This window comes from Bacteroides sp. AM54-2NS, from assembly GCF_003602935.1.
Taxonomy (GTDB): Bacteria; Bacteroidota; Bacteroidia; order Bacteroidales; family Bacteroidaceae; genus Bacteroides; species Bacteroides xylanisolvens.
In genome coordinates this window covers 155866-167309 of record NZ_QTMZ01000006.1, presented here as the reverse complement: position 1 = coordinate 167309, position 11444 = coordinate 155866, and the positions used below count along the sequence as shown (strand labels likewise).

Genomic DNA, 11444 nt, shown 5'->3' with positions numbered 1-11444 from the left:
TTTTTACCTATCTTTGTAGCGAATATATTTCCGTTACCTAAGAAGTAACACCAGCGTTAAGTCCCTAATCCATAATGCTTTAATAATATTAATCAGAACATTTTAAAACTACATACGTAAGAATAATTCAATTTATTAACCTTTGTTCTTTCTTCCAATTCGAAACCCTTTAAATATATCTGTGTTGTTTTAATAGATTTGTGCCCTAATGATTCGCTAATCATCTCGATAGGAACACCTCTGTACTTGGCAGTCGTAGCCCAAGAATGACGAAGCGTGTAAGATGTGACGGATGAAGATATCCTTAATTTTCTAGACAGGCTTTTCAAATCATTATTAAAACGTCTCAAGGCTGACTGATATTCACGATATGCTTCCTCTTCATCTCTCTTATATGCTCCGCTTAATATCCGGAAAAGATAATCAGGATAATCGGGACTCCGCGCATCGGTTTTATTGTATAATCCTCCGATTGCATTGTGCGCTGACTCCAGCACTTCTATACTCATAGGAGTACCAGTCTTGAGACGGTTGTACTTTAAAAGACCTTGTTTCAAATTAGATTTTTCCAGATGGGCCAAATCAGAAAAAGGCATTCCACAAAACTGAAATAACAGATTGGCAATGGCCTGTGTCCGGCGAAGCTTTTCCGATTGAGGATCTTTGTTTAGTAATATGTGAAGTTCACCGATCGGGATGGCTTTCTTCTGACGTGTGTCCACCCCGGTAAATACATCCCGGAACAAGCCATGTACATAAGGAGCCTGATGCGTATCAACTCCGCGATTGTAGATACTACGAAGCATACGCATATACGTAGAAATCGTATTAGGCTTCAAACGGGAAGCCAACAGATAGTTGCTATACCTCTTTAGAGTTTCGCGGTTTATCCTACTAAACGTAATGGATTGGGTTCCACAAAACTGCGAAAAAGAACGAATAGCGTGTTTATACACGTGGGCCGTAGAATAACGCCCCTCTTGTCGCAAACAATCGATGTAATTGTTTGCACAAATAGTAAATCGATTTTTTTCCATAAATTATAACTTATCTCATAAGTGTTATTAAAAAACGTGCGGAATATAGTAAGATTATAGATAAAATGAAGCACATTTTTAAATTTAGTCGCTGTTTTAGATCGAAAATCGAATAATTTCTAAAAAAAATAAGTGAAGCCATGCAATATTTTCAATAAGCGTGCATTTAACTTATAAAAGAGGGGAAAAAGGGAAATCAAACCATATATCATTAAAACCTACAACCTGAGCTTAACAAGTGAAGTGGGGAAAAATAAAAAAAAGAGAGAGAGTTTTTTATACAACGTCCCCCAAAACGAGGAATCCCTGCCAATTTTCGAGTTGGCAGGGATTCATTTTTACTTATGTTGTTTTTCGAAGAGGTAATCTCTTACTTGCAGTATTTGGTAATCAGCTCATCTACATTCGGATCACCCAGTTCTTTTGCTTTCTTAAAGTTACCGCAAGCTTCATCTGTCTTCTTCAACTGTATCTGACAAAGTCCCAGTAAGCGGTAAGCCTCGGCATATTTAGGATCAGCCTTCAGTATATTATTCAAAATCTGAATAGCTTCTTCGTAACGTCCTACACGCAGGTTTACAACGGCATGTTCCGCCTGATAGGTCAGGTCTGTCGGATTCATTTCGATTGCTTTAACTATATCATCCAAGGCGCGTTGGAATTGGCGTGCTTTCAAAGCGGCCTGTTCGCGATAGTAATAGAATACGTCGTTCACTTCTCCTTTGACTGCTGTATGATAAGCATCATAATCGAGCATTGCATTCCGTGGCTGGCCGGCATTCATGTTCATCTGCGCACGTTCCAACAAATATGGAGCAAAATCTGCTGTGATCGGTTGCGGGCAACGGGCAATACAGCTATCCATTAAAGCTACGACTTCTTTCGGGTCACCTTTCGCCAGTTCCTTCGTCTTGGCAGCACTAAAGAAAGTGGCCGGAGAAGCAATGTTGCTGGCATTTACCTTTTCATAAGCTGCCAAAGCACCGGCATAGTCTTGCTGGGCAAACAGTATATCGCCTTCCATTTGAATATAAATAGGCAGCGGATCAATAGCGATTGCCTGACGAACATTCTGCAAAGCAGTGTCATACGTCCAGTCTTTATACGTTTTTTCCGGCTTCGACAATTGATAAGCATACATCAGCTTACCTATATTATAATATACATCATCTTTTTTCTGGGCTACTTTCAAAGCCTGATTAAAGTCGGCAACTGCTTTATCATACCAAGCCTGATCGTCTTTGCCTTTAGCTGCATAATAATTGGCACGACGAAGATAACCATCCGCATTGGCAGGGAACTGACGGATGAAATCATCCAACAGCTTTTCGTAATCGTCGCCCGACAGGCTCGAAGATGCCATAAACAAGTACACTAATGCCTGGTCTTCCGTCTCGGGCAGGCCTTTCCGGATGCCAATCTTTTTCAAAGCAGCGTCTCCCAAAGAAAGAGCACTGATTTTCTGCGCCATGGCAAAAGCTGCTCCTGCCGCATAACAAGTAGTCACCGTATCGATGCCGGATGACTTCTGCGCAATGCCAAATACCTGACCTTCGGCATTCATCACCGGACAGCTCACCATCTTATCTTTCATCTGCATACCCAATGTATAGTAATGATATTCTCCGGCTACTTTGGAAACTTCTTTCACTTTACCAGTAACGCAAGCAATACTTTTCTGTGTAGAATAAGGAAGCATCCACGCATCGGCTCCCACTGCCGGAGCTGTTTTAGCCACAATGAGCGCAGGCACTTTCTTCTCGGTGATAGCCACACGGAACTTAATGACATCATACATATCATTCGCTCCAAGTATCAGGCTAACCGGCATCTGCTTGCCTTCGGAAGTGATTACCACTGCACGTTCGGCTCCTTTAAAAAGAGTATAATCTGATAAAGCCAATCCATCTTCGGATACAAAAAATCCGTTTCCGGTATTCAGCATTTTATCATTCTTGTCATAAGTCACCACAGAGAAGACTGCCCGTTTTGCCTTCTCTACCCATTTGGGAGTTTGCGCCATGCTTCCCTGTATCAGGAAGAAAAGCAGCAAAGGTAGAATTAAAATCTTCTTCATATCAATCATTATTTCTTTGTTTCACAGCTTCGTAAACCAGGATACCGGCAGCCACAGAAACATTCAGAGATTCGATGGTGCCCAGCATCGGGATTTTCACCCATTCGTCGCAGAGCGCAAGGTTTTCATAAGAAACTCCCGTATCCTCCGCTCCCATAATGATGCACAACGGTCCTGTATAATCGGCTTTTGTATAGTCGTAATCTCCCTTCTCGGTAGCAGCAACAATGCGGAAACCACTGTCTTTCAGATATTGCAGCGTTGAACGGAGGTTCTGCTCACGACACACAGGCAGCGTGTGCAGCGCTCCTGCCGATGTTTTCACGGCATCAGCATTGACAGACGCACTCCCGCGGACAGGAATAATCACTGCATCGACAGCTGCACATTCGCAGGTACGGGCAATGGCTCCGAAATTACGTACATCGGTCACTCCGTCCAGCATAACAAAAAACGGATTCTTCCCTTGTTCGAACAAGAAAGGAACAAGATCTTCCGTTTTCTGATAAGTCACAGAAGAAATGAAAGCAATCACTCCCTGATGATTTTTCCGGGTAATGCGGTTAATACGTTCTACCGGAACACGCTGAACCGGTATCATCAGCCCTTTCAAAGCAGCAAACAATTCTTTGGAAAGATCACTCTGAATGTCTTTCTTTACCAGAATTTTATCAATCTCTTTACCTGCCTGAATGGCTTCTATCACGGCACGAACACCGAAAATCATTTCACTTTTATCCAACATCTATTTGATTTACTATTTTACTATTTACAATTTACTACTTATCAGTTACCGCTTAACAATTCACTACCTCAACAACTACTTTGAATGAATCAATTTAGCCATTAATTACTTAGCATCAAGCAGGGATTTGGCGTTACTAAGGGCGGCCTCGGTCAAAGTGGCGCCACTAAGCATGTGAGCTATTTCCTCTACTCGTTCTTCATCGGTGAGACGGCGGATATGACTGTTTGTTTCCGTATCGCTGTCTTTCTTATATACTTTATAATGTGCACGTCCGCGGGCAGCAATCTGCGGCAAGTGGGTGATGCTGATTACCTGACGGTTCCGGTCGCCCATTTCCTGCATCATGTCCGCCATGCGGTCGGCTATTTCACCGGAGACACCGGTATCTATTTCATCAAATACGATAGTCGGCAGTTTCACGGCTCCGGCAATCAATGCTTTGATAGAAAGCATGACACGGGCAATTTCACCTCCCGAAGCTACGGAAGAGATATTCTGCAAGGTACCATTCTTATTGGCAGAAAACAGGAAGTTGACTGTATCTTCTCCTTGCAATCCCGGCTCTTTCTTCAGTCCCATTTCGATCTGGAAACGAACATTCGGCATTCCCAACGGAATCAAGCGGGCAGCCAATTGCTTTTCCACTTCACGCGCAGCTTTCGTACGGGCTTTGGTGAGCAGTTCTGCTTGTTGTTTCACTTGCTTATATTGTTCCTCTTTACGAGCGGTCAGCTCGGCAATACGCTCATCGTATGAAGTGATGTCGGACAATTTGCTACGATATTCATCCGTCAACGCTATCAACTCGTCAAGAGTCTGTACCCGGTGTTTCTGTTGCAGGGAATAAATCAGATTCAGCCGTTCGTTCACTTCTTCCAGGCGGACCGGATTAAATTCAACGGAATCACTTTGCGAAGAGACTTCGTGCGAAATATCTTTCAATTCGATATAGGCGCTCTCCATACGTTCGGTAAGTTCCTTAGCGGGCTGATAGACTCTTTGCAGGCTATTCAGCGTATTCAGACTATCTTTCAGGTAAGAAAGCAATCCGCCTTCATCCGAGACAAATGACTGTTCTACCCGGTAAAGTCCGGCTTTAATTTCCTCCGCATGACTTAGTGTTTCGGCTTCCTGCTCCAGTTCCTCCTGCTCGCCTTCCACAAGATGGGCTTCTTCGAGCTGTTCAAGTTGGAAACGGATATAATCTTCATCAGAACGGCTTTTCTCTGCCAGTGACATTAATTCAGCCAGTTCGCGTTCTGTCTGCTTCCATTCGCCATAACGCAGATGGTATTTCTCCAATGCTGCATCATTATGTGCCAGAATATCAAGCACGTTCAACTGGAATCCTTCTTTATTAAGTAACAGATTCTGATGTTGAGAATGTACATCTATCAATTGTTCGCCCAGCTCTTTCATTTGTGCCAGTGAAGCGGGAGTATCATTGATGAATGCTCTGCTTTTGCCGGAAGCCTGTACCTCACGACGCAAAATACACTCTTCATCATATTCCAATTCGTTTTCTTCAAAAAACGGACGCATACCGTAGGCAGCAATATCGAACCGTGCCTCTATAATACATTTGGAAGCTCCGCGACGAATCGCTTTCACATCGGCACGCTGCCCCAGCAGGAGCCAATAGCTCCCAGAATAATTGATTTCCCGGCTCCCGTTTCACCTGTTATAACGGAAAAGCCTGTTTCAAAACTGATATCCAGTTTTTCTATCAATGCGTAATTCTGAATGTATAGTGAACGTAACAAACTAATTAAAAATTAAAATTTGAAAATTAAAAATTGGGAGACAGGGTGGCTACCAGACGATCAATGATGTCTTGAGCTACTTCCGTTTTCGACTTCAGAGGATAGTCTGTACGACCTTTCCTGTCGATTATACTTATCTTATTGGTATCATGGCGGAAACCGGCTCCTGCATCATTCAACGAGTTGAGCACAATAAAATCGAAGTTCTTGCGTTCGAGCTTTCCTTCGGCATTCTGCTGCTCATTATTGGTTTCGAGTGCAAAGCCAACCAGGCATTGTTGTTTTCTTTTTATGGCTCCTAAAGAGGCAGCAATATCTTGTGTTGCCCGAAGATGCAGGGTCAGTTCTTCTTCTTTTTCCCGCTTAATCTTCTTATCGGCTACCGTTGCCGGACGATAGTCGGCTACTGCCGCACAAAGAATACCTGCATCAGCATCCGGGAAATGAGCCTGCGCTGCTTTGTACATTTCTTCAGCAGATTCGACATCGACACGGATTATGCCAGAATGTTGCGTTTTGAGTTGCACAGGGCCTGTAATCAAGGTCACTTGCGCTCCGCGACGGGCACATTCTTCTGCCAACGCGAATCCCATCTTTCCGGACGAATAATTGCCGATGAAACGCACCGGGTCAATCTTTTCGTAAGTCGGTCCGGCGGTAATCATCACTTTCTTTCCGGACAGTTCGTCATTCGAAGCAAAGAATTCATCCAATACCCGGATGATATTCTCCGGCTCTTCCATTCGCCCCTTCCCTACCAGATGGCTGGCTAGTTCTCCTGTCCCCGGCTCGATAATATGATTACCATAGGAACGCAGAATATCCAGATTTTTCTGGGTGGCAGGATGAGCAAACATATCGAGGTCCATTGCCGGAGCAACAAACACGGGAGCTTTTGCTGAAAGATAAGTGGTTATCAGCATATTGTCGGCTATTCCGTTGGCCATTTTACCGATGGTGGAGGCAGTGGCCGGCGCAATCAATACGGCATCCGCCCATAAACCGAGATCAACGTGGCTATTCCACGTTCCGTCACGTTGGGCAAAAAACTCACTGATGACCGGTTTGCTGGTCAAAGCCGAAAGAGTGATCGGAGTAATAAATTCTTTTCCCGCCGGAGTAATTACGACCTGCACTTCCGCTCCTTGTTTTATCAGTCCGCGAATGATATAGCACGCCTTATACGCGGCAATACTGCCGGTAATTCCAAGAATTATTTTCTTTCCTTTTAGCATTATTTTGTAATCAAATTACTCATTTCACGCAAGCGGATTTTTGTCAATGCCGCCTTGGTGTTCAGCGTGAAGTCACTATTCAAAATCCAACTGTAATATCCGGGATCTTTCTTCAAAACCTCGGCAACAGACATTCCCTTATATTTTCCGAAGTTGAACACTTCTACTCCGTTATCATCGTACACCATGCGTCCGGCAAAATCGACATTCTTGCTGAAACTTGAATAATCTGCCAGGAACGCAATATCATTCTGAAGATCGGAGTAACGGTCGAGCTGCGCTTTCAACACTTCGTAAGTAGCCCGTGTATCTGCTTCGGCAGTGTGTGCATCTTCCAGATTCTTGTCGCAATAGAACTTGTAGGCAGCAGATAGGGTGCGTTGTTCCATTTTGTGGAAGATGACCTGTACATCTACAAATTTACGTTTTGTCATATCAATATCTACTCCGGCACGAAGAAATTCTTCGGCAAGAACAGGAATATCAAAACGGTTGGAATTAAATCCTGCCAAATCGCAACCTTCAATGTCTCGGGCTATGTTTTTCGCTACTTCTTTAAAAGTAGGACAATCTGCTACGTCGGCATCATAAATACCATGTATAGCAGAGGATGCTTCCGGAATATGCATTTCAGGATTGATACGTAATGTCTTTGCTTCTTCATTTCCATTCGGATATACTTTCAGATAGCAGATTTCAACAATTCGGTCTGTGTTGATATTGGTTCCTGTTGTTTCTAAATCAAAGAAAACAATGGGGTTTTTCAGGTTTAATTTCATTTCTGTTTATTTTATTGAGTCACCACAGAGGACGCAGAGGACACAGAGGGTTATTTAATAAATATTCAAATTTATCCTCTGTGTCCTCTGCGTCCTCTGTGGTGAATTAACATTAATCATTTAGCATCATCGGCATCAGCAGCATCAGCAAGTCTTCGTTTTCTTCCTGCTCTACCGGGATGATTACTCCGGCACGTGAAGGATCTGCAAGTTCGATGACTACTTCATCTGCCGAAATATTGTTCAGTATGTCGATGAGGAACGTCGATTTAAAACCGATACTCATTGCAGCACCTGCATACTGGCAAACTTGTGTTTCTTCGGCAGAAGTAGAGAAATCAATATCTTGTGCGGAAATCACAATCTGGTTTTCCTGCATACGAAGTTTAATCAAACTGCTGGCTTGTGACGAGAAGATAGACACACGGCGCAAAGCTCCTACCAACTGTTGGCGGTCTACGGTTACTTTGTGCGGGTTGTTTTGCGGAATTACCGAGTTGTAGTTCGGGTAACGTCCTTCAATCAGGCGGCAAACCATCCGGTAGCTTTCAAGCATGAATACAGCATTGCGTTCGTCAAATTCGATGGTCACTGCGCCTTGTTCTTTCGGCAAAAGATTCTTTAGCAATGTAGCCGGTTTCTTCGGAAGGATGAAGGCTGCACGCTCGTTGCCTTTGGCTGCCAACGTTTTACAACGCACCAGTTTATGACCGTCCGAAGCAACCATTGTAATGTCTTCTGTTGTAATATCGAAATAAATACCGTTCATCACCGGACGAAGTTCATCATCGGCAGTAGCAAACACCGAACGGTTGATACCTCCCAAAAGTACGCTTGCTTCCATTTCTACGCGGACAGCATTATCCCCCAGTGTAGCCGATTGCGGGAATTCATCCGCATTCTGCCCCATCAGGCTGTATTTTCCGTTCTGGTACTGCACCGTTATTTCATAATTATCCGGATTGATATCGAATGTGAGTGGTTGCTCCGGAATTTCTTTCAGTGCGTCAAGCAATGTTTTCGCTACTACGGCAAAACGCCCGTTCGTATCGCTTTCATTCACTTCTACGGTAGTCACCATCGTTGTTTCACTGTCGGATACAGTCACAGACAAAGTTCCGTCTTCCAGTTCGAAGAGGAAACAATCGAGAATTGGCAGCGCATTTTTTGAATTAATAACACGGCTGATGGCCTGTAAATGGCTGGAAAGAGCAGTACTTGAAACGATAAATTTCATATATTTTCGTGTATTTAAGTTTTAAATGTTCTATCGCACAAAGTTACGAAAAAAGATTTGGGCTGCCCAATAAAAACAAAAGAAAAAAACAGGTATTGTGCGAGGGATATTACTAAAAAATTGTAACTTCGCCGCAGAATTTAAAATTATCGCAATGGAATTTACAGGAAAAATCATCGCTATCCTCCCCCCGAGAGGCGGAGTTTCAAAAACTAGCGGCAACGAGTGGAAATCACAAGAGTACGTTATCGAAAACCACGACCAATATCCACGTAAAATGTGCTTCGACGTATTTGGCGCAGACAAAATCGAGCAGTTCAACATTCAAATGGGCGAAGAATTGACTGTATCATTCGACGTTGACGCCCGTCAGTGGAATGATCGCTGGTTCAATAGTATCCGCGCATGGAAAGTAGAACGTGTTAGCACAGGTGCTCCAATGGCTTCCGGTTCTCCCGTTCCTCCTCCAGCTCCATCGGCTATGCCGGAATTTACTCCGGGCGATGCCAAAGACGATCTGCCATTCTAAACCGAAAGTCATTTGTTCGATGAATAAGCATAAAAAACTCCCGATAGGATTAAACTCCATCGGGAGTTTTTTTATCTCCTTTTCTCCCGAAAAAAAACAAATCTTTTTCTTCTTCTTTTTCATCTTCAGAAGAAGAAGTTTTTTTATTTATTTCTTTGTTTATAATGGGGGATGAATTTTTCTGTATATTTTACAGATTTAAATGTTAAAATCACCCATAATAAGCTGACCATAGGACTATTATAAGCACACATATAAAAACGGCAAAAATGCAAAAAGAAAAAAAACAAAAAGGCGTTTCTCCAAAAGCAGAACGCACACAAAAAAGTATGGGTCAATGGAGCAAAAAAAACGATAAACAGCATCTTAAAAATGTATGGAGGAAGCAGGCAAAGTTTATGGATAATCCAGCCAAAAGCTATGGAGGTTTTCAGAAAAATGATCGCAGACAAACGATGATTTTTTATTCTGATTTATATTTCAAAACAATATTAGGATATACCATTCCGTCTGCACAGGCAAACTGAACAAAGAGGGTGAAATGACAGAAGAAGTCGGCGTTGCGCAGAAAGAAATCCGGTACAAAACGAACGTGATTTTCTGATTGTTGGAATATGTGGTCGAAATCCGCCATCAGCATAAAATGGTAGGAATCGGACAAATGATCCATGCCTGTCTGATAGGCCATCGCTCCATTGAGCACCTCACCTTTATCCAGTTGGCGAATATAATGCGCGAGAGCATCCGCATCAGGAGCGAGCAACAAGCGCCCGCCATAGAAGGCTGCATATACATCCAAGGTTGGTTCCGCAAAACTGGTTAGTTGTTCAAACAATGTTGTTTGAGGTAACCGATAGATAGGATATGCTTTATTTACAGTATAACAAAAAGTTATACGCGGATTTCTTCTTCCTTCGTCCGCCGAAGCGGCATTAACAAGGGCACGAAGCATTCGCTCGGCTTCCGTTACATCTGCCACCGACAGGCTCAAGACTGCCGCTGCACCCTGCAAAGTATCTTCACACTGAAAGAGACAGGCAACCAAATCCTGCCCGGCATTTTCCATCAGATAGCGTGAAAACTCTTTATCCCTATTTTGCACTTCACTCGTGCGGGCAGGCACGCGCTGTCCTTGGGCATTTCCATAAGAAAGCAGAGACACCCAGTCCGTAATCCCTTGCCTGCTAAAATAGAAAGCAGTAGACGGTAACACTTCTCCCGGAAATCCCTTAACGGATTGTTGCTGGCGAAGCTGGTTTATAAACGCAAAGCAAGTGTCTGCATCGTGAGTGATGCCGGAGAAATAGATGAAATCATCTTTCATTTTCATGTCAAATTCCGTCCATCCCATCAACCCTTGCATACGGGTATAGATGGTAGCAGCAGCCGCACTTTTTTTCGGAGCACGTATTCCTGTAAAGGTAGAATCATCAGCCAACGATTTTCCACTTTTATACGCATCAATAACGTTTTCAATCAGTTTTTTCTGAAAGCTCAATGCCATAAAATCGGATGTCAGATAGCAGGCTAGAAAATCACCGTCCGCCATGGGATAAATAATTATCTCTTCTCCTTTGTAAATAAACGTTTTCGGCGGATAAAGTGAGGATATATATTTGCGTACAAATCTGTTTACCAACTCCTTATCTCCATTTCCCAATCTGCAATAGAGCACTTGATTACGTTCGTTATCCGGCTCGTGGAAACTAATCAACATTTGATTCATTTGCCGGCTTAAACCGTGGGGAGTATCTTCTGAAAGGGCGTAAAGGCTCTGTTTCAGATAAGAAAAGAGTTTGGATACATAAAGATATTGCTGATTTTTACTGCAAGTCAGCTCATCGACTTCTGCTACAAATTCGAGCACGTCATCAGTAACGAATACTGCTGAAGTTGTGGATGGCACCAGTTCATAAAGATTAAAGTCTTTCTGCCCTTCAGCTGCTGACAGTCTAAAAAAAGAGTACAATGCGAAACCTGAGCACAAAAGTACAACAGAAGATGTGATCGCTATTTTCACTATCGTACGAAGTTTCATA

The 11444-nt window shown here is 43.1% G+C and carries 9 protein-coding genes and 1 pseudogene; 2 read left to right on the top strand and 8 right to left on the bottom strand.

The window, feature by feature from the left end; all coding sequences use genetic code 11:
* Window positions 1–92 precede the first annotated feature (92 nt).
* The 7 genes and pseudogenes from DXA05_RS06050 to dnaN form a co-directional block, all read right to left on the bottom strand.
* Entirely contained in the window at window positions 93–1037 is a 945-nt protein-coding gene (locus DXA05_RS06050; RefSeq protein ID WP_074909133.1) for a site-specific integrase, read from the bottom strand.
* A 370-nt stretch (window positions 1038–1407) separates the two neighbouring features.
* Entirely contained in the window at window positions 1408–3114 is a 1707-nt protein-coding gene (locus tag DXA05_RS06045) for a serine protease (RefSeq protein ID WP_128858911.1), read from the bottom strand.
* A 1-nt stretch (window position 3115) separates the two neighbouring features.
* A complete protein-coding gene (gene rlmB / locus DXA05_RS06040; protein WP_004316861.1) occupies window positions 3116–3859 on the bottom strand; it encodes a 23S rRNA (guanosine(2251)-2'-O)-methyltransferase RlmB in 744 nt (247 codons plus the stop codon).
* Window positions 3860–3964: 105 nt separating this feature from the next.
* Window positions 3965–5625: pseudogene (gene recN / locus DXA05_RS06035) on the bottom strand (DNA repair protein RecN).
* A 26-nt stretch (window positions 5626–5651) separates the two neighbouring features.
* Window positions 5652–6860 carry a bifunctional phosphopantothenoylcysteine decarboxylase/phosphopantothenate--cysteine ligase CoaBC gene (gene coaBC / locus DXA05_RS06030; protein WP_128858910.1) on the bottom strand — a complete coding sequence of 403 codons (1209 nt, stop codon included), beginning with the start codon at window positions 6858–6860 and terminating at the stop codon, window positions 5652–5654.
* Window positions 6860–7639 carry a 3'-5' exonuclease gene (locus DXA05_RS06025; RefSeq protein WP_004316864.1) on the bottom strand — a complete coding sequence of 260 codons (780 nt, stop codon included), beginning with the start codon at window positions 7637–7639 and terminating at the stop codon, window positions 6860–6862. The genes coaBC and DXA05_RS06025 overlap by 1 nt, the downstream gene beginning before the upstream one ends.
* A gap of 112 nt (window positions 7640–7751) precedes the next feature.
* Window positions 7752–8876: a DNA polymerase III subunit beta gene (dnaN, locus tag DXA05_RS06020; RefSeq protein WP_004316865.1), complete on the bottom strand. Its 1125-nt coding sequence runs from the start codon at window positions 8874–8876 to the stop codon at window positions 7752–7754.
* 154 nt (window positions 8877–9030) lie between these two features.
* Between dnaN and DXA05_RS06015 the strand changes: the two genes are divergently transcribed.
* A complete protein-coding gene (locus DXA05_RS06015; RefSeq protein WP_004316866.1) occupies window positions 9031–9405 on the top strand; it encodes a DUF3127 domain-containing protein in 375 nt (124 codons plus the stop codon).
* 269 nt (window positions 9406–9674) lie between these two features.
* Window positions 9675–9932, top strand: coding sequence for a hypothetical protein (locus tag DXA05_RS06010; RefSeq protein WP_256144996.1), 258 nt, complete (start codon window positions 9675–9677; stop codon window positions 9930–9932).
* Here the strand turns inward: DXA05_RS06010 and DXA05_RS06005 are convergent.
* Complete coding sequence (locus DXA05_RS06005) at window positions 9869–11443, bottom strand: DUF3352 domain-containing protein (protein ID WP_128858909.1); 1575 nt, start codon at window positions 11441–11443, stop codon at window positions 9869–9871. The genes DXA05_RS06010 and DXA05_RS06005 overlap by 64 nt on opposite strands.
* Between the last annotated feature and the right edge of the window lies 1 nt (window position 11444).